Below are 24,252 nucleotides of genomic sequence, written 5' to 3'. Positions count from 1 at the left end.
GCACGGACCCGACGGCCAGTTCCCGGGAGCACCGGGAACTGGCCGTCTCCGCGACCGAGCCGGACGGCGACGACACCCTCGACTACGTGGCCGCGCGCCTGATCAGCGGCAAGCTCACCGGTCGGCCCGTCGAGGAGACCATGGACCTCGGGCGGATCGAGAAGGCGGTCCGCGAGATCCTCATCGCCGTCGGGGAGGACCCGGACCGCGACGGGCTCCAGCAGACGCCGGCCCGGGTCGCCCGGGCGTACGCCGAACTCTTCGCCGGCCTCCGGGTCGACCCGGCCCAGGTGCTCAGCACCACCTTCGAGGCCAACCACGAGGAGCTGGTGCTCGTCCGGGACATCGACGTGATGAGCCTGTGCGAGCATCACCTGCTGCCGTTCCGGGGCAGCGCCCACATCGGTTACATCCCGGGGCCGGACGGTCGGATCACCGGCCTGTCGAAGCTGGCCCGGCTGGTCGAGGTCTTCGCCCGCCGGCCGCAGGTCCAGGAGCGGCTCACCTCGCAGATCGCCGACCTGCTCATGGAGCGGCTCGCGCCGCGCGGCGTGGTGGTGGTGCTCGAATGCGAGCACATGTGCATGGCGATGCGCGGCATCCAGAAGTCGGGTGCCAAGACCATCACCTCGGCCGTACGGGGCACCCTCCAGCGCGACGCCAAGTCGCGCGCCGAGGCGATGGCGCTGATCATCCCCCGCTGACCGCGACAGACCGGCCGGCCGAACCCACACCCGGGTCGGCCGGCCGTCGCGCGTCAACCCGCCGACGTGGGCCTGGCAGGCGGGAACCTGGGTAGACGCGGGTGTGGGAGGCGTGGGCCCGGGAGGCGCGGGCCTGTGAGGCGGGCCCGGGAGGTGCGGGCGCCGCTCAGCCGGCCAGCATCGCGAGCAACAGGCCCGCGCTGACCAGCACCGCCGGGACCAGGCACACCAGGGCGCCGAGCCGGGCCGTGCGTTCCACCCGGCCGCCCGGCGGCGGCGGAAAGAGTCGCCCGACGCCGATCCAGCCCGCCACGAACGCCACCGCCGGCATCGGCAGCCCACAGACCAGCGCGGCCACGCTCGCCGCCCCGGTGCCGGTCGCCACGAACAACACCAGCTGGACCGCCGGCACCAGCAGCGCCAGCGGCCCGTACACCAGCAGGTTCCGCAGGTGCGGCGGCCAGGCGGCCAGGCGGGGCAACCCACGCGCGGCGAGCGTCGCGTCCGCGGCGTCCGCCCGGCCCCGGGCGGTGCGCAGAGCGGCCAGCACCGCCGCCGGCCCGCCCGCCATGGCCCGGGTCGCCTCGGTCAGCTCCGGCGGCGTCGGCATCAGCGAGATCGGCGGTACGCCCCGCTCGTGCAGCCGGGCCTCCTGCGACGCCAGCCGGGTGCGTACGGCGGTCAGCTCCTCGCGGGCTGCCTGCACCGACCGGGCCTGCTCGCCGGCGGCGGTGGCCGCGTCGCGGCGTACCCCGTCGAGCTGACGGGCGGCGGCGAGGTACTCGGTCCACGCGGCCCGCACCGGGTCGACGCCCCCGACGCTCTCCGCCTGCCCGGCAGTGTCGGCGCTCTCCGGCGTCGGGTCGGCGCCGGTACGCTGCCGCCCCGGCGCGGCGTGCCCCGTCGTGGTCCGTGCCCCGCCAGGGGTCATCCGGGCTCCCCCTCCTCGCCGAACGGCACCAGCACGGTGCCCTGCTCGCCGGGACCGTCCCAGAGCACCGCCCGGCCGGGGCGGGGCCGCCACTGCACCTGCCGCCCGAAGACCGACGTCAGCTGTGCACCCGGCAGGTCCACCACGGCCACGGCGGCGAGCTTGTCCACCTCGCCCTCGGGTTCGAGCAGCGCCGCGAACGACGGCACCGTCCGCCAGCGGCCCAGCAGGTGCCGGCCGGCGGGCGGCCCCTCCCGCAGCAGCGCGCGCAGCCGCTCCGGGGGCAGCTGCTCCGGGGTCGGCACGTCCAGCCCGAAGACCACCAGGTAGGCCGGCACGGCGTCGTCCACGGCGGCGAGCAGGCCGGCCAGGTCCGCCATGTCCACCGGGTGCCGCCCGGCCAGCTCGGTCGCCAACGCCTCGGCCACCGGCCGGCACTCCTCGTCCGGCGCGGCGAGCACGAAGCGGGCGGCCCCCGGCGCGTGGTGCACCGCCACGCTGCGCGCCGCGGTGACCAGCAGCCGGGCCGCCTCCGGACCGGGACCGAGCACGGCCAGGTTCCGCCCCGGGGCCGGCCCGAGCGACACCGCGACGGTGCTCCGGGGCACGTCCACCGCCCGGCCCAGCAGGGCGGCGGGACCGGGCGCCTGCCCGGCGAGCGCGGCCCGGTGCCGGGGATCGTTGCGCAGCAGTGGGCGGGCGTAGCCGGCGAAGACCACCGGCGGGGTGGCCCCCTCCGGGCGGGCCGACCAGAGCCGGTGCCGCAGCGCCTCCACCGTGTCGGGGTGGTCCTGCGGATCCGGGAACCGGACCATCCGCTCGTGCCCCCGGATCGCGCCCCGGGGCCCGCCGAGCCCGCCGGCGGTGTTCACCACCGCGCTGCCCACCGGCAGCCCGGCGGCCGAGTCGTTCGTCGGCTCCAGCACGGCACCCCCACCGGGCAGCGCCACCCGCACCGGGAACTGCCCCAGCACCGAGTCCCGGTCCGTACGCGAGCCCAACCCCAGGTCGCCCTCGCCGGCCAGCACCAGGTGCACCCCGTACGCGCGCCCGGTGCGGGCCAGCGCGTCCAGCCGGACGGCGGCGTCGGCGGCCAGCCGGTCCCGCTCGGCGAAGAGCAACGGGAGGTTGTCGAGCACACACACGATGCGGGGCATGGCCCGGTGCTGTCGCAGCTCGGCGAAGCGCTGCCCGCCAGCCCGGGCACCCGCCTCCTCGCGCCGGCGCACCTCCGCCACGAGCTCGTCCAGCAGGCTCAGCACGTACTCCCGGTCGGCAGCCATCGCGGCGGCCCGCACCTGCGGGATCCACGACCGGTCCCGCTCGGTCTGGAGGAACTCCACGAAGGACTCGGCGTCGGCGAGATCCGCCAGGTAGAGAGCCAGCTCGTCGGGGCCGTACCTGGCGCTCAGGCCGAGCAGCGCGGTGGTGAGGAACGTGGAGCGACCCGTCCCCGAGCGGCCGCTGACCAGCCAGTGCGGCGTCAGCTCCGTGAAGCCGAGCGACACGGGACGGCCACCGGCGTCCCCGACGGTCGTGGTCAGCCCGCCCACCCCGCTCGCCGTCCACAGCTCCTCGCCGGCCGCCGGCAGCAGATCGGTCAGCGCCAGCCGGGAACCCGCCTCCACCTGCGCGGCCAGCCGACAACAGACCGCGTCGACGAGTTCGGCCGGCGGATCCGCCTCGATGAAGACAGGCGAGTTCAGCCCGCCCGGCGGCTCCGCGCCCGGGCCGGCGAACGACCCGCCCGGCGGGTCACCCAGCAGCGCGTACGCGGTCCGGACCGCCAACGTCGTCGCCCGCGGCAGCGGCTCCCGGTCGCCCGCAGGGGGCCAACCCGCCACCACGAGGTGCAGCCCCGCGGACCGGCCCGGCTCGGCCAGGGCCTCGATCCGGGCCAGATCGGTGGGACCGGTCGACTCGGGCAGCGCGGCGACCACCAGTAGCAGCGTCCGGTCGTGCCGGCGTCGTCCGCTCGCCCCCGGCGCTACCCACTGCTCGGCCTCGGTGAGCACGGCCCGTAGCCCGGCCACGTCCACCGCCGGGGGCGGCAGCAGGCCCGCGTCCGCGAGCGGCGCGAACGGCGCGAGGGCCGAGCCGGTGGCGTCCACCGCGCGGACCAGCAGCGCCCCGGCCGGGGTCGCCGCCAACAGCCGCAGCAGTACGCCCCGCAGCAGCCCCGCCACCCGGGGATCCCGGGCGTCCACGTTTACCGAGAGGTGACCCGTGCCGAGCAACGGCACCAGCGCGGGGAACCGGGCGTCGTCCAGCGGCGCCGCCGTACCGACCCGGACGAAGGGAGGCGGCCCCTCACCGGCCGGTGTGGTCGGTGCGACCGTCTCCAGAGGAGCGCCCGCCCAGCCGGGGGCCAGCACCGCCGCCGCGGAACGGAGGCGGTCGGCCAGTTCGTACTGGCGGCGCTGGTCGGCGGGAACGGGCCGGGTGTCGTCGAGGACGCTCGCGGCGGCGGTGGCAGTGGCGGCAGCCCGCCGGTGCAGTGCGGCGGCGCGGTTGGTGCGTGCCTTCGGACCGGCCACCGCGTCCACCCCCTCCGCCCGAGGTCGACAACCCCTCCCCGCGCAGAGACCGTAACCCAGTCGGGCCGACTCGTCCGGGATGCGCGGCGGCACTGCGCCGGGGATGTCGTGGATCTCACCGATGGGGAGTGGTCCGTCACGATCCGCTGGATCTGGGGCATTGGGTCTACCGCGTCCAGCCGCTAGCCTCAGAGGGTGGAATCAGTGCAGCCCCCCGCCGGTTCCCAGGTCTCCCGCGTACCGGCGCAACGGCCCCCCTCCGACCACCTGGCGCCGCCCTCGCCGGCCCCGGTGCCGGAGCGGCCACGGCGGCGGCTGCGCACCGTGGTCACCGTGGTCGCGAGCGTCGTCGCGGCACTCTGCCTCGGCGGAGTGGCCGCCGGATTCGTGCTCTACAACCGGGCTGCGGCCCCCGACCGCAGCGCGCCCGACGTGGTGGTGGACAACTACCTACGTGCCTTCCTCGTGGACCGCAACGATACCCGCGCCAACCTCTTCACCTGTGAGAACGCAGATAAGGCCGGCCAGCTGAAGGCGTTACGCGACGATCTGGTCGCGCGCGAAAAGCGTTTCGCGACTACCTTCACGATCAGTTGGGGCAGTCTGCAGGTGCAGCAACAGGGCAGTGGCGCCGAAGTTCAGGTCGAGCTCGTCATTTCCGCCCGCGTCGACGGAATTTCCCAGAGTGATCGACAGGCGTGGCAGTTCACCACCCGATTGGACGACGACTGGCGGGTCTGCGCAGGATCTAGGGTCCCCTGACCCGCTACTCGACCCAGAGCAGATGCACAGGAACCTCCAGCGTGGTGGGTGACTGGCCCCGCCAGGCCCAGCGGTACCACTCCACCTCCGGCGCGACCCGGACGCAGATGTCGCCGTCCGCGCCGGAGTAGGTCTCGGTGACGGCTCGCAGGTCCCGGTGCTCGACGGAGTCGACGACATGCACCACCCGGCGACCCGTGACGGCCTGCGACTCGAAGACCGGGGTCGGGGCGCGGTGCGGCGGGGCGTCCAGCGATACCAGGCGGACGCCCGTCTCGCGATCCATCGACGCGTCCGGCCGCCGGGCTCCCACCGTCTCCACCCACACCCGCTCGACCGGGACCAGCGGGGCGAAGACCTCCACCTGGTCGGACTCCGCCCGGTACCACTCGTGTTCGGGTATGACCGGCACGTAGGTCCGGCTGCCCTGCACCACGCGGTCGTCGGCGCGGAGGTCACCGCGCCAGCCGAGTCCGGGCAGGCCGACCAGCACGCGCTGCCCGCGGAGCTCGACGCGTCCGGTGGCCGGCACGATCTCGATCGGTCGGGGCGGTCGGGGCGCCCAGTCCGGATGGTCGGCGAACGGGTCGGGAAGCGGATCGCTCATGACGGCGAGCGTCTCATCCCGCGCCCTTGAGCGGCGCACCCCGCGACCGCATGAACGGCACCGGGTCGATGGCGCCCCGGCTGCTCCTGTCTCCGTCCTCGTGCACCTCGAAGTGGAGGTGGGGACCGGAGGAGTTGCCGCTGCTGCCCACTTCGCCGATGACCGTTCCGGCCTCGACGAGCTGGCCGACCTTGACGCGGGGTTTGCTGACCATGTGGCAGTAGCGGGTGATGAACCCGCCGGCGTGCAGGACGTCGACGAACCAGCCGCAGCCGCCCTTGTTCGGCCAGCCGTCGACGTCGCAGGTGCGCCGGCCGCTCTTGTCCGGGTCGCACCGGGAGATCAGGACGCGTCCGGTGGCCGCTACCCGGATATCGGTGCCCTTCGGCGCGGCGATGTCGACCCCGTTGTGCCTGGGACGGCTCGCGGTTCGGAAGCCCGAGCCGACGCCGCCGGGGATGGGAGCCGTCCAGCCCGAGGCGGCGATCTGCCCGGCGGCGGCGCGGTCGCAGGCCTTCCTACCGTCGATCAGCGCGATCCGGGCAGCTCCGCCGGCCAGCGCGTTGACGATCTGAGCGGCCACGTCCTCGTGCTTGGCGTACGCGTCCGGGAAGGCGCTGATCTGCACGGCCTGCGCGGCCCGGGTCAGCGGCATCGTCTCCCAGCCGGGCACCTTGACCAGCTTCTCGTAGAACTTCCGGGCGGCGTATTCAGGCGTCATCCGCTGTGCCACGGTGCCCCAGCCGGCTCGCTGCTGAAATAGCCCGACGGAGTCGTGGTCGGCACCGACGCCCTCGTTGGGGATGTCCTCCGACTCGCCGACGGTCCGGTTCGCCAGGTTGCGCAGCCGGGACTCCTGCATGGCGGTCGCCACGGCGATGACCCATCCGCGCGGCGGCACCTTCATCTCCTGCCCGACCTTGATGATCCGAGCGGCGTTACGAAGCTGGACCTGACCGTAGCCGGACATCCGGGGGATCTTGCCGCGGACATCGACCCGGTAGTTCTCCTTGCAGTCCATGCTCACCGGGGCCATGTCCGTTGACTCGCCGCCCAGTTCCGTGAGGAAGAAGGCCCCCGCACCGCCGGTGCAGCAGAGCAGGGCGAGCGTTGCCGTCAACGCGGCGGCCAGTGCGCCGAGTCGGAGCTGTCGACCGCGCGGTCGCGTCCCGTCGCTCATTTCTGCTCCCAGTCCACGGCATCGACCAGCCACCGCCCGTCGGGCGCCACCAGTTCGAGGCGGAGCTGACCCGTGTCGAGCGGAACCCTCGCCTCGACGAAGTTCTCGGCCCGGGGCTGGAGAGTGACGTCGCCGTCGACCTGACCGGTTGGCACCCCGGACGGGTCGGCGCCGGCCAACTTGTCGGTCAGCACCGGGGTGGAGAGGGGACGCAGGCCCTCCTGCCACTGCTCCGCCGTGGTGCCCGGCTTGCCGAGCCAGGCGGCGACGAAGCGTTCGGCGGTCTGCTCCGGCGTCAGTTCGCCGGGGCGGGTGACCGGGGAGGGGGGAGCGCCCGTGGAGAACGCCCCGTCGTCGCCGGCGGTCGGGTCGACCGTGGTGATCGGTTGGTTGGGGCGGTTGCTGAGCCCGGAGGTGGGGTCACCGGGCCCGGAGACCAGCCGTGCCGCTCCGATGATCCCGAACACGAGGACGGCGATGCCGATCGCGACGCCGAACCGGGACCGGAGGACCCGGGTTACCAGGAATTCGATCGCCCGCCGCACCGCGCTCACCGCGCCTCTGAGCGGATCCGGGGAGTGGGCCGGTCAGGCTCGCGTTCCGTGGACCCGGGACGGTAGATGACGAACGAGGGGTTCTCGTCCGGCACGTCCGGCTCCGTCCAGGTGGCCGGCTGCCGCCGCCGGGGTCGAGGGGCGACCGGGCGGGAGGCGTCCCTCTCCTCGGAGGGCGCCCCCTTCTCTGCGGCCGACTCGCGGCCGTCGGGCCGCTGCCGCTCCTCCCCGCCGGGGTTGGCGGCATGCCCACCGCGGGTGGCGGCCTGCGCCGGATCCTCCCGCCTGGCCTCGGGCCGGAGGGTGGGCTGCTCCGCCACGACAGCCCGACGCCGGCCCATCGCCGGCTCGGCCGTGCCGCCGGGTTCAGCGACGTCGAGCCGGGCGGCGGTGCGCATGTCCCGGAAGAACCGCCGGTGCCACGAGCCGGCCGAGCTGACCGCCTCGCTGCTGTCCTTGCCGCCGAGCTGGGTGATCCGTCGGTAGGGACGCAGCAGTAGCCAGCCGACCACCCCGCAGAGCCATACCAGCACCACCTGGAGCCAGCCGGGCAGGGTCGGCGTGCTCATGATGAGGTCGACCGCGAAGAGATAGATGGCGGCACCGGTGCCGAAAATGGCGATGTTGAAGACGGCGGCGACCACCGCGTTCGCCAACCGCCGCAACCCGGCGCTGGCCGGGCGCATCAGGCCCACCGTGCCCAGGATCGGCGCGGCGATCACCGCCCAGCGGAAGATCAGGAAGCCCAGCAGCACCAACAGCGAGGCGGTCAAATCGAACATCGCGAAGAGCACGGCGGCCAGCACCGCGATGAATCCGGCGCCCACCCGGTCCATGTCCCGGACGCCCTGGAGATACTCGTACGCCTCCGGGTCCTCGGTCTCGATCTGCTGCGCGACCCGCGCCCACTGCTGCTGCTTGGCCTTGATGGTGGCCTCTCGCGTGGCCGGATTCGACCGGAGCTTCGCCGCCTCCTCCCAGGAGAGCGACTTCGCGTCGTAGAGGGCCGGACCGTACTTCTTCGCGGTCTCGCTGTCCGCCGAGCCGAGCACGCCCCGCAGCCAGTTGCGGTAGAGCATCGCCTCGGTGGCCGTGTCACTGGCCCGCACGGCAGGCGGGCGCTTGTCGACGCAGGCGTCTGGATTGGGCAGCGTGCACTTTTCTGGGGGCGTGTCCTTGGTGGCTGGGCCGACCGCGTCGTGGACCACGCCCAGGGTGGTGACGAGGGTGCCGTCGGCGATGTTGGCCGACTTGACCGGCCAGGCGGCCAGGGCGGTCACCGCCACCATCACCAGTAGAGCCCAGCCCGCCGTGGTCATCGCGTTGCTCATGTCCGACTGGCGGGAACGCCAGAGCAGGTACAGGCCGACCACGCACAGCGTGACGATGCCGAAGACGCTGAACACCTTCTGGTAGACGGCCTTGGTCGCCTGGTCCACCAGCGGATCGGCCCAGCCCCACATCGAGCGCGGATCCCAGGCGCGTTCCCGCAGCGCGTTCGAGGCGCCCACGATCGCCGTGGCGATCATGAACTCGCCGTTGGCGACCGTGTTGGTGAACTTGTAGTCGGGGTGCAGCACCGCAGTTGCGCAACCGCTGTCGATGTCGTACGTGGAGTAGCTGTATCCGGCGTAGCCGTAGTCGCTGTAGAAGCCCTTCGGGCCCGGCTTCGTGGCCGACTCCGGGCGGGACGCGAACCAGCCGGCGAGCCCGGAGTCGGGCGCACCGGGAGTCGGGGCGTTCCGGCACTTGACCTCTGAGTCGGCGACTTCCTTCAGTTTGGCGACGCAGGCGCGGAAGTCGGCCTGCCACTCTGGCGTGGTGCAGAGCTCGGCCTTCGCCTGGGCGGTCAGCGGCGCGGGGGCGGCCGCCATGGCGCCGACGGCCGGCCAGCCGATCGTGGCCCCGGCGAGTACGCCGAGCGCGAGCAGGAACGCCGCCAACCGTGCCCGGGCCCGCGCCATGTCACGCCTCCATGTTCGGCAGGATGGCCGGCAGCACCCCGGCCGCCGCGGCGATCGCGGCGGGGGTGGTGTCGAGGTGGTCCAGCAGCCCGTCGACGTACGAGACGTCGACCCGGACCTTCTGCACCCGGCCGTCGACGTCCCGCATGACGAATTCCCGGAAGCCGAGCCGGCTCGAACTGGTGGCGTCGGCGGTGGAGAGGGAGGCCAGGGTGGCCTCGTAGCCGTCGTTGACCGGCACCCGCAGCAGGCGGAGCGCTTCGGAGGCGATCTCCGCGTCCTCGGCGATCCGGCCGACGAAGACGGTCGAGACCAGGTTCTGCACGTCGAGGCCGAGGATGTCCCGCGGGTTCTGCGAGGCGACCAGCGCGGCGAGGTTCCACTTGCGGGAGTCGCGTGCGAGCCGGACCAGGAACGAACGTCCGGAGCGCCACCCCTCCATGAAGTGCGCCTCGTCCAGGCCGACCAGCTTCCGTGACGACATCGAGCCGCCGTAGCAGCGGCGTACGGCGAGCCGGTGTGCGGTGTGCAGCATCGGCAGGGCCAGCGCCTCCTCGGCGGACCAGTACTCCCGCTCGATCTTCAGGTCGGGCAGTCGCAGCCCGGCCATGGTGATCACGGTGAGGGCGGCGTCCGCGCCGAGCAGCCCTTCCGGGGGGCGGCCGAAGAAGAGCATGGCCAGCGGCATCTCGGCGGTGTCGAGCAGCAGGTTGGCCAGCTCCTTGCCGGCGTCGTCGTCGAGCTGGCTGAGGCAGGCGACCACGTCGTCCAGGGTGGAGGTCTCCTCCGCCGGTACCTGGCGTACGGCGTGCCGGAAGAGGGTGGCGGTGGACGCCTCCCGGGCGACCTGCGGGGGCACCAGCATCATGCAGATGTCCTGCACCAGCATCCGCCGCTCGGCGCGGGCGTTGGAGACCGCGATCTCGAACTCCCGGTCGCCCGAGGCCCCGGTGCCGAACTCGCTGCGCAGCGGCGTCGGGATGAGCGAGTACGGGGCCAGGGTGCCGTGCTCGGAGCCGGTCAGGTTCAGCACCCGCGCGTACGGCCGCAGCTCCGGCATGGCGCAGAGCCGGGCGAGCGGGCCGGACGGGTCGAGCAACGTCACCTGGACGCCGCGTCGGGCCGCGAGGTAGCCGAGCGCGCCGAGCAGTGTGGACTTGCCGCCGCCCGGTTCGGCGACGAAGACGGCGAGCCCGGAGCGTTCACGTACTTCCATCGGGAAGTGCAGGTCGAGGAAGACGGGCCGGCGGCAGGTGCCGGCGGTGCGCCCGATGAGGTCGCCGCGCCGGTCGCCGACGGTGGAGGCGGCCTGGGGGAGCGCGGCGGCGAGCAGGTTGACCGGCATCCGCCGGACGTAGCCGGTGTTGGCGATCGGCTCGCCGGGGATGAACTCGCGGGCCAGCCAGTCCTGGTTCTTCGGGTGTTGCAGCGAGATCCGCAGCTCGCGGGAGTAGAGCTGGATCAGCCGGCGGGCCCGCTCCAGACACTCCTCGCGGTTGCGACCGCCGACGGCGATCCGGTGCCAGCCGTGCGCGCGGGCGGAGTCGACCGGCAGCCCGGTGGTCATCTCGTCGCCGATGACGAGGGCGCGCTTGGCCAGCCGCTCCAGCTCGGGCGGGGCGTCGATGCCGTGTTCGGCGTAGTCGAGCTGCTGCGAGCGGATCATCCGCAGCCGGTGCTCCAGGTTACGGAAGGAGTCGCCGGAACCGAGGATGTCGACGCGGGTGGAGAGCTCCATCGGCCACGGCAGCCGCTCGTGGAAGTGCAGCCAGGGCTCGTGCCGCTCGGGGATCTCCAGGGGCTCCATCCGGCCGACCGCCAGCACGGCGACGTGCCGTTCCTCGCCGGTCATCCGGTTGACCAGCTTGACGGTCGAGCCGTACGGGGTGCGGTAGCGCTCGACCTGCTCGGTGAGGGCGAGCAGGTCGCCGCGTTCCCACTGCCCGTCGGTGAGCGGGGAGAGCTGCCCGGGCGGCGCCATGCAGAGCGCCACCGAGCGGTAGAGCAGCCATTCCAGTTCCTGTGCCGTGACCCGCCGGCCGCGCATGCCGAACGCGCCCAGCACCTCGTCGAACTGCTCGACGGTGCGGCCGAGCTTGCGGCGCTCGCCCTCGGCGACGCCCCGACCGAAGGTGCGCAGCAGCCGCTCGGTGAGCGAGTCGCCGAGGGCGCGCCGGGCGAACGTTACGCCGAGGTAGGTCTGCCCCTCGGCGTGGTTGACCGAGAGCAGGTGCCGCTGCGCGGCCACGAGGTGGTCGCCCCAGCCGGCGGTGCCGGGCACGTCGGGCAGCGGCGCGGCGGTGTGCGCGTCGATGGTGCGGGCCCACTCGTCGGCCGGGAAGGGTCGCGTGGTGCGCCGCAGGTGCAGGCGGAAGCCGGCCAGCCCGGCGTACTGCTCGGAGATCGCCGACAGCAGCGCCTCCCGTTCGGCGTCCGGCCGGAACGCCCAGCGCACCTCGGGCAGCCAGTACCAGGCGGTGACGGTGTTGGGGGTGAAGGTCAGGTGGCCGGCGATCTCGGTGATGGCCAGCTCGACCGCCGGGTCCCGGTCCCCGAACTTGATCTTCGGCGGCTTGACCCGGGTGGGCTTGACGGGCTTGGTGGGCTGGCCGCGCCGGCCGGCGGAGCGCTGGCGCGGCGGCGCCACCTCCCGGCCGGCCCGCTCCGGCGGGCGCTCCCCGGTGCGGCGGGACGTCGGCTCGGGCGCTGGTTCCGGCGCGGGCGGGTCGAGCGGTGCCGCGTGCTGGCGGGGCGCCGGGTGGGACGACGGCGGTGCCGCCGCGACGGCCGGCACGTCCTCCGCCTCCGCCGGTGGGCGGAGCGTGGGCAGCCGGTCCCCGGACTGGTGCGGTACCCGGGACCGGGCCGGTCGGGCGGGCGGCTCGTACGCGTCGACCGGGGGCTGGTCGGCGGCCGGTGTCACCCCCGGGGCCGCCCGGTGGGCTGGCTGGCCGGTCCGGGAGGTCGCGTCGGCGGGGTGGCCGGTCCGGTGGGCGTCGGCCCCGTGACCCGCGCGTGGGGGCGGCGGAAGGGGGGCGGGAGCCGGCGGGAGCGCCGCCGGGGCCGGCGCGGCGGCGGCCGGCTGCTGGCCGATGGCGGGTTGCTCCCGCCCGCCGGCCCGCTGCGGGGGCGCCGTCGGCCGGGTCGCGCCGGGACGCGTGCCGCCGAACAGGTCGAGGAAGGGTGAATCGATGTCGGCGCTGTCGGCGGGTTGCGGCTCGGCCGGCGGCGGCGTCCGGCGTGGCGCCGGACGGGGGGCCTGGAAGACGCCCACGCCACCGTGCCCGGGTGTCGTCACCAGGGCCGGGTCGAGGGCGACCTCGTCCGTCTCGGGATCATCAGGGTAGTCGAACGACCGCGCACGGTTACCGTGCGGGACGGTCGGACGCCCTGCCGGGGAACCCGGCGTGGAACTGCGATTCATGCGACCGCCTCATCCGCGTCGTTCGACTGCCTGGTCGGGGTGCGACCGGTCATGCCAGTTCCTCCCGGATCCTGATCCGACTGCCGACCAGGCGGGGGTCCCGCTGCTCCGCGGCCGGCTCCCGGGTCCGTCGCCAGTCGGTCAGCGCGGTGCGGATCACCATGCGCGCGGGCCGGTCCGGATCGACGTGCCGGAAGATGAACGAGGTGCTCACGATGGCGAGCGCGATCTCCCAGGCGGGGAAGAGCTCGACCTGCAACGTGAACAGCCAGTGGATGAACATGTAGAGGGGAACGAGCAGCATGAACAGCCCGTACTGGGCGTACGGCAGGTGGACGGGAAGGGTGTAGCCGGGCGGCCCGAGGTAGACCAGGCGAGCCCGGTAGATGTCGTCGTCGGTGCGCAGCCGCATCTCGTGCCCGCGCCTATTCGAAGATCAGGTCGATCAGGTAGTCGCCGATGAAGAAGAGTGTGGCGGCTCCGGCGATGAAGGCGAGCCCGACGATCGCGATCGCCGAGCTGGTGAGGACCTTGGAGATCTCACCCCGGCTGGCGCGCCCGATGAAGATGACGCCCAGCACGGCCAGCAGGATCGGAGCGATCTTGCTGGCGAAGAACGTGACGACACCCTCGGTGTCGATGCCCTTGGGCGCAGGCTCGGCGAGTGGAGTCGACGCCAGGGCGGAGAGCGTGTGGGCGGCGGCGGACGTCGCCGTCTCCATCAGCTCGATGGCGATCACTGGAACCTCCCCAAGTCGCGGCCGGCGGCGCCGCGGTGGTGCAGTAGACATGCCTGGCGGGAACGGTGCTCCCTGTGCGCAGCGTCGGCGACCCTGCGTTCGTTACCCACCACGGAGGGTGGTGGACTTTGGGCGGATTCTCCCGCTTCGGCCCTCCCTCCAGGCTTCGCCATCTCGATGCCGGGCAGTTCCAAAGCGTACGGGCACCCACTGTTTGCGACAAGCCGCGAAGAGTCTGCCCGATCCGACCGGGACGACCGATCGTACACCCGTTCGAATGCGCATGTCACCGCCCTCGACCCGGTCCGCCCGGGGCGCTCCGGCCGACCGGTACCGTCTAGCCGTGACCGATCTGGTACGGGGCTCGGCCCCGGTGGTGATGGGCGTCCTCAACGTCACGCCCGACTCCTTCTCCGACGGCGGACGGTACGCCGACCTCGACGCCGCCGTCGGACACGGCGTGCGGCTGCGGGCCGACGGCGCCGACCTGGTGGACGTCGGCGGCGAGTCCACCCGGCCGGGCTCCGACCGGGTCGACGCGGAGACCGAGACGGCCCGGGTGGTGCCCGTGATCCGGGAGCTGACCGCCGCCGGCGTGCCGGTCAGCATCGACACCACCCGCGCACGGGTCGCCGAGGCGGCCCTCGCCGCCGGCGCGGCCGTGGTCAACGACGTCTCCGGCGGCCTCGCCGACCCCGACATGGCCCGGGTGGTCCGCGACGCCGGCTGCCCATGGGTGCTCATGCACTGGCGGGGCCACTCCCGGGAGATGGGTGAGCTGGCCCGCTACGCCGACGTGGTCGCCGACGTGCGCGCCGAGCTGGGCCGCCGCGTCGACGAGGCGCTGCGGGCCGGCGTCGGTGCCGACCGCATCGTCGTCGACCCGGGGCTCGGCTTCGCCAAGACGGCCGCGCACAACTGGGAGTTGAGCACCCGCCTGTCCGAGCTGCTGGACCTCGGCTTCCCGCTGCTCTTCGCGTCCAGCCGCAAGTCGTATCTGGGGCGGCTGCTGGCCGGTCCCGACGGCACCCTCCGCCCCACCGACGGCCGCGACGTGGCCACCGTCGCCACCAGCCTGCTCGCGGTGGCGGCCGGCGCCTGGGGCGTACGCGTGCACGACGTCCGGGCCACCGTGGACGCCCTCGCCGTCTGGCAGGCCACGGGCGCGCCCCGCCTGGCGCCCGCCGCCACCGGTGGGGCCCGGGCGGCCCACGCCGGCGCCGGCCGGGTGGACCGCACCACCGACCACGGAGGAGACCGATGACCGACCGGATCCAGCTGACCGGCCTGCGGGCGCACGGCCGGCACGGGGTGTACGACTTCGAGCGCGCCCAGGGCCAGGACTTCGTGGTGGACGCCGTCCTGGAGATGGACCTCGCCCCGGCGGCCCGCTCCGACGAGGTGGGCGACACCGTCCACTACGGCGAACTGGCGGAGCGGCTGGTCGCGGTGGTGACCGGCGAGCCGGTCAACCTGATCGAGACGCTCGCCGACCGGCTGCTTGCCGTCTGCCTCGCCGATCCCCGGGTCGAGGCCGCCACGGTCACCGTGCACAAGCCGGAGGCACCCGTCCCGCACGCCTTCACCGACGTGGCCGTCACGATGACGCGGCGGCGGGACCGGTGACCCGCGCCCTGCTCTCGCTGGGCAGCAACCTCGGCGACCGGCTCGCCCACCTGCGCTCCGCCGTCTCGACGTTCGGCGACAGCGTGCTCCTGGTCTCCGGCGTCTACGAGACTCCACCGTGGGGGGACGCGGACCAGCCCGCGTACCTGAACGCCGCGCTGCTCGCCGAGGACCCGGCCGCCACCCCGTACGACTGGCTGGAGCGCGCCCGGGCGGCGGAGCGCGCCGCCGGGCGCACCCGCGACCCGCAGCGGCGCTTCGGGCCGCGCACCCTGGACGTGGACGTCATCGCCGTGTGGGCCGACGGCGACGAGCCGGTGCTCAGCGACGACCCGGAGCTGACCCTGCCGCACCCCCGGGCCCACCTGCGGGCCTTCGTGCTGCGGCCGTGGATCGACCTCCAGCCGTACGGGCGGCTGCCCGGGCACGGCTGGCTGACCGACCTGCTCAACATGCCTCCGGTGGCCGACGACGCGCTGGATCTGCGTCCCCGGCCGGATCTGGCGATAGAGTCGACGGCATGACCCAGTGGAGCCGGCCGGCATGACGCAGGCGCAGTCCCCGCGACCGGGCGGGACGGGCCCCGAGCGGTCCCGGATGGGCCCCACCCGGATCTCCACCCTGGTGGTGGCCGCCCTCGGCGCCGCCGCGGTGGCCTGGTTGCTGATCAGCACCCTCTACTACGACTACCTGCCGCAGCTGCCCTGGCTGCCGGTGGTCACGCTCGCCGCGCTGGCCGTGCTTGAGGCGTACGCCGCCGTGAACACCCGGGGGCGCATCGAGCGCAGGCCGGGCCGCGAGCCGGTCAATCCGCTGCTGGTGGCCCGGTTCGTGGTGCTCGCCAAGGCCTCCGCGCTGGCCGGCGCGATCTTCACCGGGTTCTACGCCGGGCTGACCGGCTGGCTCTTCGTGGAGCGCACCGACGCCGCGATGGGCGACCGGCCGATCGCCGGCGCCGGCCTGCTCGCCGGGTTGGCGCTGACGGGGGCGGCGCTCTGGCTGGAGCGCTCCTGCCGGGTTCCCGAGCAGGAGGACGACGAGGACCGCGAGCCCGGCGGCCGGGAGGGCCGCCCCGGCCCACGCTGATTCCGGGGGGTTACGCCCGGCCTCCCGCGCGGGTACGGTGCCTGCGACCGGAGAGCAACGCCGCCCCGGTCCGCCCGCGCGTCGGACCTGGCTGGACGGCGGCCACGTGGGAGGCGGCGTCATGCGGTACGACGAACCGGGGCGTGAGCCGTCCCCCGAGCCCTCGTCCGGCATCCCCGCCTCCGTCCTGGAGAACGTCTTCGACGACCCGGCGCACGGTGAGCCCGGCCGCGACCGGTTCGCGGTGCACGTCGTCTGGGAGCTGCTGCTCCTGGCGGCGTCGGTCGTCCTGGCGTACCTGCTCTGGCGGGAGGAACCGGCCGCGCTGCGGGGCGACGGGCTGCGGTCGCTGCTCCTCGACGCGGTCGTGCTCGGGTTGCTGGCGCTGGCCGCCGGGCTGACCCTGCGTACGGCCGCCGTGAACCTGGCCGTCGGCCCCGTGGCGGTCGCCGCCGCGCTGCACGTCGCCGAGCAGGGCGACCGGGGCGTCAGCACAGCCGCCGGCCCGGGCCTGCTGGTCGCCGCGCTGGGCGGGCTCGCCCTGGCGCTGGTCGTGGTGGTGCTGCACGTGCCCGGCTGGGCCGCGTCCCTGGCCGCCGCCGCCGGGGTGGTCGTGTACATCCAGCAGCGCTCGGCGGCGGTCCTGCCGCAGGGCGACTACGACCCGGAGCGCGGCGCCCTGCACCTCTTCGTCGGGTTCGCGGCCGTCGCGGTGCTCGGCGGTCTGTTCGGCTCGGTGCGGGCCGTCCGCCGGGTGGTCGGCCGGTTCCGCCCGGTCGTGGATCCCGCCCGCCGCCGGGGCGCGGTGGCGGCGGTCGTCACCTCCGGCGCGCTCGTCGGCTCCACGGTCCTGGCCGCGCTGGCCGGCATGCTGACGGCCAGCCGGGACGCCGCCCCGGTCGCGCCGGACCCGGGGCTGGACTGGACGGTGCTCGCGGTCGGCCTGGCGCTGCTCGCCGGCACCAGCGCCTACGGCCGGCGGGGCGGCGTCTTCGGCACCCTGCTGGCGGTCTGCCTGGTCGCGGTCTTCTCCGCGTACGCGCAGGCGCGGGGCTGGACGGTGAGCCGGTGGGCGGTCGGCGCGGCGGCGCTCGGTGTCGGGCTGCTGGCCACCCGGCTGGTCGAGGCGTACGGGCGGCCGGCGACCGGCGCGGCGGCGGAACCGGTCCCCGCCGGGGACGGCCGGATCGGCACGGGCTGGACGGCGTCCCCGACGGACCCGGTCGGCGACTGGCCGCCCGCCGTGCCGAGGCGGTCCCCCGAGAGCCCGGTGGACCCGTGGAGCGACCCCGGCTGGGAGAGCGGCCCGCGCCGGTGGGACGCCGACGAGCGGTGAGCCGGCGCCGCGTCCACCGGGCCGGGAGTGATCTCGCCGGTTAGGCTCGGCGGCATGACCGACACACCATCGTCCTCCGCCGGCCCGTCGTTCGAGGAACTCGACGCGCTGTCCACCGAGGAGCTGCGGGAGCGGGCGTTCGCGGTCGCCCGGGAGCGCCACGACGTGCGCTTCTTCTGGTCCGTGCTGCGGCACCTGCCGAACGCGGACGAGGCCGCCGTCCTCGACGGCGCGCCCAACTCGGTCGGGCCGACGATCGACGAGGCCGCGGCGCTGTGGCGGGAGCTGACCGGGCACGGCTACGAGGAGTCGGCGCCGCTGCTGCGGGCCGCGTTCATCGACTACCTGATGAAGCACCCGCGACAGTGACGGCGACCGCCGGCCCCGGGCAGGTTTGCCCCCCGCGGTCCGCCGGGAACTGAGCCGATCATGGCGCTCACCAACCCGTCACGCACCGGCGGTCGCTACGGGACGGCGGCGGGCACGGGCGCGCTCGCGGCGCTCCTCCTGGTCGCGGTCTGCGGCAGCCCGGCGTACGTCGGCTGGGCCGCCGGCACCGACCCGAACTCCGCCGGCGGCTGGTACCTGCAACTGCTCTCCTGGCCGGCGTGGCTCTTCAACGGTGACGGGGCGACCGGCAACCTGCTCGTGGCGAACCTGCGGGCCGTCCTGCTGGTCATCCTCGCGGCGCTCTTCCTCTACCTGCTGCCCACCTCGCAGGTGGCCCGGGTGCAGGGGTCGGGGACGCAGTTCTTCTCCGGCTGGGCCGCGTACGTCCTGGCCGGTGGCTTCGCCTCCCTGATCGCCGCCTTCCTCGGCCCGGAACCGTCGCTGCTCACGGCGATCCAGGCGGGCGGCGCCGGCGCGACCTACGGCTTCCTGTCCGGGTGGATCATCGGCGCGGCCAGCCTCGGCGGGCGCGCCTGACCGGGCTGTGCCTCACCGCTCGGGCGCGCCCAGTTCGAGCAGCCGCGCCCGGCTGAGCACGCCGACGGGCCGGCCCCCGTCGGTCACCACGATCCGGTCCGCGGCCGAGGTCAGCAGCACCCCCAGCGCGTCGTACGCCGAGCCGCCGAGCGGGATCGTCGGCAGCTCGGCCACCCCGGTCTCGGGCAGCGGTTCGACGGCCTCGCCGGTGACCGGGGTGACCGCCAGCCGGCGGATGCCCCGGTCGGCGCCCACGAACTGCCGCACGAAGGGCGTGGCGGGCGCGCCGAGCACGGCGGCCGGGGTGTCGAACTGCTCCAGGCAGCCGCCCTCGGAGAGCACCGCGATCCGGTCGCCCAGCCGGACCGCCTCGTCCAGGTCGTGGGTGACCAGCACGATGGTCTTGCGCACCTCGGCCTGCAACCGGAGGAACTCCTCCTGCAACCGGGTCCGGGCGATCGGGTCGACGGCCGAGAACGGCTCGTCCATCAGCAGCACCACCGGGTCGGCGGCGAGGGCCCGGGCGACCCCGACCCGCTGCCGCTGACCGCCGGAGAGCTCGTGCGGGTAGCGACGGCCGAAGGTGGCCGGATCGAGGCCGACCAGTTCCAGCAGCTCGTCGACCCGGCTGCGGCTGCGCTGGCGGGGCCAGCCGAGCAGCCGGGGCACGGTGGCGACGTTGGCGCTGACCGTCTGGTGCGGAAAGAGCCCGACGTTCTGGATCACGTAGCCGATCCGGCGGCGCAGCCGGACCGGGTCGACCCGGGTGACGTCCTCGCCGCCGAGCAGGATCCGGCCGCCGGTCGGCTCGATGAGGCGGTTGACCATCCGGAGCACCGTGGACTTGCCGCAGCCCGACGGTCCGATCAGCACCGCCAGCTCGCCGGCCCTGATGTCCAGGCTCAGCTCGCGTACGGCCTCGGTGCCGTCCGGGTACTGCTTGCGGATGCCCTCGAGCGTGATCGACGCCGCGCGCGGTTCGGCGGGGGCGGTGCCCTCCGGGGTAACGTCCACACATGTCCTTCCGCCTGAGCTACCGGGCCGACCCGGGTAACCCGTGGTTCTCCTGGCAGTACGTGCGGGACAACTCTGACACGATCCTCGCCGCCGTGCGTGAGCACACCTCGCTGACCGCTCGCGCGGTGCTGATCGCCGCCCTGATCGCGCTGCCGTTGGCGGTGGCCGCCTACTGGTACCGCTCGCTCGCCGGGCCGGTCCTGGCCCTCACCGGGGTGCTCTACACGGTGCCGTCGCTGGCGCTCTTCGCGTTCGTCGCCCCCTACCTGGGCATCGGCGCGGCGACCGCGCTCAGCGTGGTGGTCCTCTACGCGCTGCTGGTGATCGTCCGCAACGCCGTCGCCGGGCTCAACCAGGTGCCCCCCGAGGTCCGTGAGGCGGCGGAGGGGATGGGGTACGGCCGCTGGGGCCGGCTGTTCCGGGTCGAGTTGCCGCTGGCCCTGCCGGGCATCCTCACCGGGCTGCGGCTGGCCACCGTCTCCACGGTGGCCCTGGTGACCGTGGGCGTGGTCATCGGGCGCGGCGGCCTCGGACAGCTCATCTTCGCCGGCTTCCAGAACAACTTCTACAAGGCGCAGATCATGACGGGGACGCTGCTCTGCGTCCTGCTCGCCCTGGTGCTCGACCTGGTCCTGGCCGGTGCTGGCCGGCTGTTGACGCCCTGGCTGAGAAGAAGGGCGGCCCGGTGAGCGCGAGGAACGCAGCGCAGCGGAGTCCCGCAGTCGCGAACGGAAGGTTGGCTCGGTGAGCGCGAGGAACGCAGCGCAGCGGAGTCCCGCAGTCGCGAACGGAGGGTTGGCTCGGTGAGCGCGAGGAACGCAGCGCAGCGGAGTCCCGCAGTCGCGAACGGAAGGCTGACTCCGTGAATCCGGTCGAGGCGGCAGTGGTCTGGCTCAACGACCCGCTCAACTGGACGAACCCGGGCGGCGTCCTGGAGCGGCTCGGCGAGCACCTGTCTATGTCGGCGGCGGCGGTGGCGCTCGGCTGCCTGGTCGCCTGGCCGATCGGGCTCTGGCTCGGGCACACCGGCCGGGGCGGCGGCCTGGTGGTGCTGGTGTCCAACGTGTCGCTCGCCATCCCCACGCTCGCCCTGCTCACCATCCTGCCGCTGACCTTCCTCGGTTTCGGCCGGCCGTCGGTGGTGGTCGCGCTGGCCGTCTTCGCCGTGCCGCCGCTGCTGGCCAACGCGTACACGGGAGTGCGGCAGGCCGATCCGGAGGCCCGGGACGCGGCGCGCGGGATGGGCTTCTCGGGGTGGCAGTTGTTGCGCCGCGTCGAGCTGCCGCTGGCGGTGCCCTACCTGGCGGCCGGGTTCCGCACGGCGGCGGTGCAGGTGGTGGCGACCGCCGCGCTGGCGTCCTTCGTCAACGGCGGCGGCCTGGGCCAGATCATCCGGGCGGGCTTCGGCCTGGACATCGCCGCCGGCGGCGGCCAGATCATCGCCGGTGGTGTGCTGGTGGCCGGGCTCGCCATGCTGCTGGAACTGGTGCTGGCCCTGGTCGAGCGGCTGGTCACGCCGCACCCGCTGCGGGCGGGCCGCCGTCGGGCGCGCCGCCGGGCGGCGCAGGCAGTGGCCGGCGGCTGAGCGTCATCGGCCCACCCCGGGCTTCCGTGCCGGGCGGGTCGCGTGCCGTACCCGGCCATCGACGCTTCGAACCGGAACGCCTCGACGCTTGGGACCGGAACGCCTCGACGTCACGGACCGGAACATCCCGATGACGGGTCGGCGCGGCTGACTTCCGGTGACGATCCGGTGACAAACCTCGCCTCGGGTTGTCGGTCCCGCGTGGAAGATGTTGGGGTGGGAAACCGGGCGGCCGCAACGAGAGCCGCCCGTGGGACACAGCGGGCGGCCGGACGGAGATCGCCCGTCGGACACGCGGCCGGCCCGGCAGGGTCGCGCCGGGACACGGAAGGCGGGCACTGATGCGCGCTCGTACACGCCTGGCCGTCGGTGCGGTGGGAGCCCTCGCCGCGGCGGGGCTGCTGACCGGCTGCGGCGACGCCGGCTCCTCCGGCACGGACGCCCCGGAGCAGGCGGCCTCGGGCGCCGGCTGCGCGCCGGTCGCCGGTGACCAGCTCGTCGTCCTCGACGACGACAAGAAGCTCCAGAACACCGACAACGTCATACCGGCGGTGAACGCCGACGCGGCCAACCCGCAGTTGATCGCGGCGCTGGACAAGGTCTCGGCCGCGCTCGACACGCCGAAGCTGATCCAGCTGAACAAGGCCGTCGACGTCGACCGCAAGACGGCCCAGAAGGCGGCCGAGGAGTTCGCGGCGGCCAACGGCATCACGGCGGGCATCGCCAAGGGGCCCGGCGGGAAGATCGTGGTCGCGGCGGCCAACTTCACCGAGAACCAGATCCTGGCCGAGCTCTACAAGATCGCGCTGACCGCCGCCGGCTACGACGTCAAGGTGCAGCAGGTCGGCAACCGCGAGCTCTACGAGCCGGCCCTGGAGAAGGGCGAGATCCAGGTCGTCCCGGAGTACGCGGCGACCATGGCCGAGTTCCTCAACACCAAGGCCAACGGCAAGGACGCCCCGCCGGTGTCCTCGCCGGAGCTGGAGAAGACCGTCGCGGCGCTCAAGGCGGCCGGCGACAAGGCGGGCCTCGTCTTCGGCACGCCCGCCGCCGCGCAGGACCAGAACGCCTTCGCCGTGACGAAGGCGTTCGCCGACAAGTACGGCGTCAGCACGCTCTCCGAGCTGGCCGCCAAGTGCTCGGGCCAGGCCACGGTGCTGGCCGGCCCGCCGGAGTGCCCGCAGCGGCCGAAGTGCCAGGCGGGGCTCGTCCAGGTCTACGACTTCAAGGCCGGCTCGTTCAGCTCGCTGGACCAGGGCGGCCCGCAGACCAAGAACGCGCTGAAGACCGGGGCCGCGAGCGTGGGCCTGGTGTTCTCCTCGGACGGCGCACTGGCCGTCGGCTGATGCCCGACCGGCCGCCGGTGGCCCCGTGCCACCGGCGGCCGACAGGCGGGCGGCACAGTCGGCGGTCGACGGCGGGTGGGGCGATCGGCGGCGAAGGTGCCGGATGCCCCGTTCACCCTTTCCCGGGCGGGGCAGCTCTCGGTAGGCTCCGGACCCATGCCAGCCCCGGTCGCCCCCGCCGACAAGCGCAGTCCGTCACTGCTCACCGTCCTCTTCTGGATCGGTGTCGCCCTGGCGCCGGTGGCGGCGTTGATCCTGCTCGTCGCCGACGGCAACGGCCCGCTGCGGTTCGCCGCCGTGCTGGCGATCCTGGCCGTCGTCCTGATCGGCCTGTCGATCGCGTTGCGCGCCGACGGCGCGGGCCCGGCCCGCACCGACGAGCTGCTGGACGAGATCGAGGAACTCCGCCGCGAGTTGCGCGGGGAGATCGTGGCCGCCGCCCAACGCGGCAACCAGGCGCTCGACCACGCCCAGCGGGCACAGGACGAGGTCGCCGCGCTACGTCGGCGGCTGGACGCGAGCAGCGCAGCGCTGGCCGGCGTCGACGCCCCGGCCGGCGCCGGCCGGGCCCGGGCGTCCGTCGACGACGCGGTCGCCGGCCGCCGGCAGTTGCCGGAACACGACGACGCGGCGTCCCGCCGGGGACGCGCGGACCGGCACGACGAGGAGCCCGCCGGCAGGCCGCAGCCGGCTCCGCGTGCCGCGCGGCCCGTGCCCGGCCCGGCCGCCGGGTACGGCACGGACGAGCCGGCACCGGGCTTGACCAGCGGGTACGGCCCGGACCGGCCGGCCGCCGGCGGAACGGCCGGGGTGTACGGGGCGGCCCGGCCGGCGGAGCCGACGAGCCAGCCCTCGGCCCGTTCGCTCGGGGTGGTGCGGCACACCGAGACCGTGCACGTCACCACCCGGCACACCATCGTGGACGGCGCCGCGTCCGTTCCCGGTGACCGAGGGGCCCGCTACGGCGGCGGGTACGCGGGACGCTGGTCGCCGGAGCAGGAGGAGCGGCCGTGGCCGGGTGAGCCGGACGACCGTTCCTGGGCTGGTCACGGGCACGGCGAACCGGACGACCGGTCGCGTCACGACGACCGGTCCCGCCGGGACGACGACGTGTCGCGGCCGGGCCCCGGGGCTGCCCGGGACGACCGGCCCCGGCCCACCCAGCCCGCCGACCGGGAGTGGTCTGCCGAGCCCGGCGAGCGGGAGTGGTCCGCCCAGCCCGGCGGCCGGGAGCGGGCCGGCGGGCGCGACGAGCGGGAGTGGCCGGGGCGGCACGACGAGCGCGCACAGCAGCGGGACGACCCGGGTCGGGGCGTCGCGGGGGCACCGGGCTGGGATGCGCCGGCCGAAGCGCGCGGGCGCGGCCGGGCGTACCCGCCGGACGAGGCGGGGGCGGAGAGCGGGGAGTACTGGTCGCAGTTGCGCGCCGGGGACCGGTGGGCCGCCGTGCGCGACGACGACCGGGGCCGGGAGCTGCGGGTCGGGGAGCGGCGTGCCGAGGTGCATGCGGACGCCACCGGCACCGAGTACCGGGTCGCGGACCGCTGGGCGTCGGTCCGACGGGACGAGCCGCGCCGGGGTCCGGACCGGGCGGACGACGGGTGGCGCGGCGGCTGGTCGGAGCCGGACGGCGCTCCGGCCCTGCCGGCCGGCGGGGTGCCGGTGCCCGACGAGTGGCGTGCGCCCCGTCAGCGGGCACAGCAGCCCGAGGCGCGGCACGACGCCGGTCAGCCCGAGGCGCACCGCGCCCGTCGGGCGGAGCCCGAGCCGCAGCGGTACGGCCGGCGGCAGGAGGAGCCCTACGGCTACCCGCCGCAGGACGACGAGCCCCGCGCGGGCGGCACCCGCAACGCCGACCGCTGGCGCTGACCCGGACGGCGGTTCCGACCGGCAGCCGCCGCGCCGCCCGCCGCGACCGGACGGGCG

At 74.6% G+C, this 24,252-nt stretch carries 23 protein-coding genes; 13 read left to right on the top strand and 10 right to left on the bottom strand.

Annotated elements, in window-relative coordinates; genetic code table 11:
* The first annotated feature begins 38 nt into the window (after positions 1–38).
* A complete protein-coding gene (folE, locus tag AC0OO9_RS12910; protein ID WP_121401600.1) occupies positions 39–704 on the top strand; it encodes a GTP cyclohydrolase I FolE in 666 nt (221 codons plus the stop codon).
* A 166-nt stretch (positions 705–870) separates the two neighbouring features.
* On the opposite strand, the gene AC0OO9_RS12905 is transcribed toward folE, so the two are convergent.
* Positions 871–1,635: a hypothetical protein gene (locus AC0OO9_RS12905; RefSeq protein WP_484517411.1), complete on the bottom strand. Its 765-nt coding sequence runs from the start codon at positions 1,633–1,635 to the stop codon at positions 871–873.
* Positions 1,632–4,181: an FtsK/SpoIIIE domain-containing protein gene (locus AC0OO9_RS12900; RefSeq protein WP_484517410.1), complete on the bottom strand. Its 2,550-nt coding sequence runs from the start codon at positions 4,179–4,181 to the stop codon at positions 1,632–1,634. Before AC0OO9_RS12900 ends, AC0OO9_RS12905 begins: the two co-directional genes overlap by 4 nt.
* A 195-nt stretch (positions 4,182–4,376) precedes the next feature.
* Here AC0OO9_RS12900 and AC0OO9_RS12895 point away from each other — a divergent pair, with 195 nt between their 5' ends.
* Positions 4,377–4,934, top strand: coding sequence for a hypothetical protein (locus AC0OO9_RS12895; protein WP_484517935.1), 558 nt, complete (start codon positions 4,377–4,379; stop codon positions 4,932–4,934).
* Between the two features lie 4 nt (positions 4,935–4,938).
* Here AC0OO9_RS12895 and AC0OO9_RS12890 read toward each other — a convergent pair whose 3' ends face one another.
* From AC0OO9_RS12890 to AC0OO9_RS12860, 7 genes are read right to left on the bottom strand one after another with little or no spacing between them, the layout of a single operon-like run.
* The gene (locus AC0OO9_RS12890) at positions 4,939–5,541 is read right to left on the bottom strand and encodes a hypothetical protein (RefSeq protein ID WP_484517409.1); all 603 of its coding nucleotides are present in this window, start codon (positions 5,539–5,541) and stop codon (positions 4,939–4,941) included.
* Between the two features lie 13 nt (positions 5,542–5,554).
* Positions 5,555–6,721: a M23 family metallopeptidase gene (locus tag AC0OO9_RS12885; RefSeq protein ID WP_484517408.1), complete on the bottom strand. Its 1,167-nt coding sequence runs from the start codon at positions 6,719–6,721 to the stop codon at positions 5,555–5,557.
* On the bottom strand, positions 6,718–7,275 hold the full coding sequence (locus AC0OO9_RS12880) for a hypothetical protein (protein ID WP_484517407.1): 558 nt from the start codon (positions 7,273–7,275) through the stop codon (positions 6,718–6,720). Before AC0OO9_RS12880 ends, AC0OO9_RS12885 begins: the two co-directional genes overlap by 4 nt.
* Positions 7,272–9,239, bottom strand: a complete 1,968-nt coding sequence (locus tag AC0OO9_RS12875) for an MFS transporter (RefSeq protein ID WP_484517406.1) — start codon at positions 9,237–9,239, stop codon at positions 7,272–7,274. The genes AC0OO9_RS12880 and AC0OO9_RS12875 overlap by 4 nt, the downstream gene beginning before the upstream one ends.
* A gap of 1 nt (position 9,240) precedes the next feature.
* Positions 9,241–12,663, bottom strand: coding sequence for an ATP-binding protein (locus tag AC0OO9_RS12870; RefSeq protein ID WP_484517405.1), 3,423 nt, complete (start codon positions 12,661–12,663; stop codon positions 9,241–9,243).
* Between the two features lie 49 nt (positions 12,664–12,712).
* On the bottom strand, positions 12,713–13,075 hold the full coding sequence (locus tag AC0OO9_RS12865) for a hypothetical protein (RefSeq protein WP_357094710.1): 363 nt from the start codon (positions 13,073–13,075) through the stop codon (positions 12,713–12,715).
* Positions 13,076–13,088: 13 nt separating this feature from the next.
* Entirely contained in the window at positions 13,089–13,403 is a 315-nt protein-coding gene (locus AC0OO9_RS12860; protein ID WP_121401588.1) for a hypothetical protein, read from the bottom strand.
* Positions 13,404–13,746: 343 nt separating this feature from the next.
* Between AC0OO9_RS12860 and folP the strand changes: the two genes are divergently transcribed.
* The 7 genes from folP (at position 13,747) to AC0OO9_RS12825 (ending at position 18,378) form a co-directional block, all read left to right on the top strand.
* Positions 13,747–14,667 carry a dihydropteroate synthase gene (gene folP / locus AC0OO9_RS12855; protein ID WP_484517404.1) on the top strand — a complete coding sequence of 307 codons (921 nt, stop codon included), beginning with the start codon at positions 13,747–13,749 and terminating at the stop codon, positions 14,665–14,667.
* Positions 14,664–15,029: a dihydroneopterin aldolase gene (gene folB / locus AC0OO9_RS12850; protein ID WP_151456509.1), complete on the top strand. Its 366-nt coding sequence runs from the start codon at positions 14,664–14,666 to the stop codon at positions 15,027–15,029. The genes folP and folB overlap by 4 nt, the downstream gene beginning before the upstream one ends.
* The gene (folK, locus tag AC0OO9_RS12845; protein WP_484517403.1) at positions 15,026–15,553 is read left to right on the top strand and encodes a 2-amino-4-hydroxy-6-hydroxymethyldihydropteridine diphosphokinase; all 528 of its coding nucleotides are present in this window, start codon (positions 15,026–15,028) and stop codon (positions 15,551–15,553) included. The genes folB and folK overlap by 4 nt, the downstream gene beginning before the upstream one ends.
* A gap of 19 nt (positions 15,554–15,572) precedes the next feature.
* Positions 15,573–16,115: a DUF3180 domain-containing protein gene (locus tag AC0OO9_RS12840; protein WP_421455524.1), complete on the top strand. Its 543-nt coding sequence runs from the start codon at positions 15,573–15,575 to the stop codon at positions 16,113–16,115.
* A gap of 121 nt (positions 16,116–16,236) precedes the next feature.
* Positions 16,237–17,451: an ABC transporter permease gene (locus AC0OO9_RS12835; protein ID WP_484517402.1), complete on the top strand. Its 1,215-nt coding sequence runs from the start codon at positions 16,237–16,239 to the stop codon at positions 17,449–17,451.
* 54 nt (positions 17,452–17,505) lie between these two features.
* Positions 17,506–17,820 (top strand): hypothetical protein, encoded by a 315-nt coding sequence (locus AC0OO9_RS12830; protein WP_151456512.1) that lies wholly within the window; start codon positions 17,506–17,508, stop codon positions 17,818–17,820.
* 60 nt (positions 17,821–17,880) lie between these two features.
* Positions 17,881–18,378 carry a hypothetical protein gene (locus AC0OO9_RS12825; RefSeq protein ID WP_311413186.1) on the top strand — a complete coding sequence of 166 codons (498 nt, stop codon included), beginning with the start codon at positions 17,881–17,883 and terminating at the stop codon, positions 18,376–18,378.
* Between the two features lie 12 nt (positions 18,379–18,390).
* On the opposite strand, the gene AC0OO9_RS12820 is transcribed toward AC0OO9_RS12825, so the two are convergent.
* Positions 18,391–19,392 (bottom strand): ABC transporter ATP-binding protein, encoded by a 1,002-nt coding sequence (locus AC0OO9_RS12820; RefSeq protein ID WP_484517401.1) that lies wholly within the window; start codon positions 19,390–19,392, stop codon positions 18,391–18,393.
* Positions 19,393–19,394: 2 nt separating this feature from the next.
* On the opposite strand from AC0OO9_RS12820, the gene AC0OO9_RS12815 reads away from it, so the two are divergent.
* The 4 genes from AC0OO9_RS12815 to AC0OO9_RS12800 all read left to right on the top strand — a co-directional run bounded on the left by AC0OO9_RS12815 (position 19,395) and on the right by AC0OO9_RS12800 (position 24,195).
* Positions 19,395–20,084: an ABC transporter permease gene (locus tag AC0OO9_RS12815; protein WP_151456515.1), complete on the top strand. Its 690-nt coding sequence runs from the start codon at positions 19,395–19,397 to the stop codon at positions 20,082–20,084.
* A gap of 173 nt (positions 20,085–20,257) precedes the next feature.
* Complete coding sequence (locus AC0OO9_RS12810; protein WP_484517400.1) at positions 20,258–20,980, top strand: ABC transporter permease; 723 nt, start codon at positions 20,258–20,260, stop codon at positions 20,978–20,980.
* 341 nt (positions 20,981–21,321) lie between these two features.
* Positions 21,322–22,326 (top strand): glycine betaine ABC transporter substrate-binding protein, encoded by a 1,005-nt coding sequence (locus tag AC0OO9_RS12805; RefSeq protein ID WP_484517399.1) that lies wholly within the window; start codon positions 21,322–21,324, stop codon positions 22,324–22,326.
* A gap of 156 nt (positions 22,327–22,482) precedes the next feature.
* Positions 22,483–24,195, top strand: a complete 1,713-nt coding sequence (locus AC0OO9_RS12800) for a hypothetical protein (protein WP_484517398.1) — start codon at positions 22,483–22,485, stop codon at positions 24,193–24,195.
* Positions 24,196–24,252: the final 57 nt, after the last annotated feature.

This window comes from Micromonospora sp. USAFONa4, from assembly GCF_057197825.1.
The sequence above is the reverse complement of the archived record's forward strand: the minus strand, read 5'-3'. Positions and strand labels throughout refer to the sequence as shown.

Coding starts and splice junctions, on each gene's coding strand:
- AC0OO9_RS12905 (WP_484517411.1), bottom strand. CDS start 1,635: ATGACCCCTGGCGGGGCACGGACCACGACGGGGCACGCCGCGCCGGGG.
- AC0OO9_RS12890 (WP_484517409.1), bottom strand. CDS start 5,541: ATGAGCGATCCGCTTCCCGACCCGTTCGCCGACCATCCGGACTGGGCG.
- AC0OO9_RS12885 (WP_484517408.1), bottom strand. CDS start 6,721: ATGAGCGACGGGACGCGACCGCGCGGTCGACAGCTCCGACTCGGCGCA.
- AC0OO9_RS12875 (WP_484517406.1), bottom strand. CDS start 9,239: ATGGCGCGGGCCCGGGCACGGTTGGCGGCGTTCCTGCTCGCGCTCGGC.
- AC0OO9_RS12870 (WP_484517405.1), bottom strand. CDS start 12,663: ATGAATCGCAGTTCCACGCCGGGTTCCCCGGCAGGGCGTCCGACCGTC.
- AC0OO9_RS12865 (WP_357094710.1), bottom strand. CDS start 13,075: ATGCGGCTGCGCACCGACGACGACATCTACCGGGCTCGCCTGGTCTAC.
- folB (WP_151456509.1), top strand. CDS start 14,664: ATGACCGACCGGATCCAGCTGACCGGCCTGCGGGCGCACGGCCGGCAC.
- AC0OO9_RS12840 (WP_421455524.1), top strand. CDS start 15,573: ATGACGCAGGCGCAGTCCCCGCGACCGGGCGGGACGGGCCCCGAGCGG.
- AC0OO9_RS12835 (WP_484517402.1), top strand. CDS start 16,237: ATGCGGTACGACGAACCGGGGCGTGAGCCGTCCCCCGAGCCCTCGTCC.
- AC0OO9_RS12830 (WP_151456512.1), top strand. CDS start 17,506: ATGACCGACACACCATCGTCCTCCGCCGGCCCGTCGTTCGAGGAACTC.
- AC0OO9_RS12825 (WP_311413186.1), top strand. CDS start 17,881: ATGGCGCTCACCAACCCGTCACGCACCGGCGGTCGCTACGGGACGGCG.
- AC0OO9_RS12815 (WP_151456515.1), top strand. CDS start 19,395: ATGTCCTTCCGCCTGAGCTACCGGGCCGACCCGGGTAACCCGTGGTTC.
- AC0OO9_RS12805 (WP_484517399.1), top strand. CDS start 21,322: ATGCGCGCTCGTACACGCCTGGCCGTCGGTGCGGTGGGAGCCCTCGCC.
- AC0OO9_RS12800 (WP_484517398.1), top strand. CDS start 22,483: ATGCCAGCCCCGGTCGCCCCCGCCGACAAGCGCAGTCCGTCACTGCTC.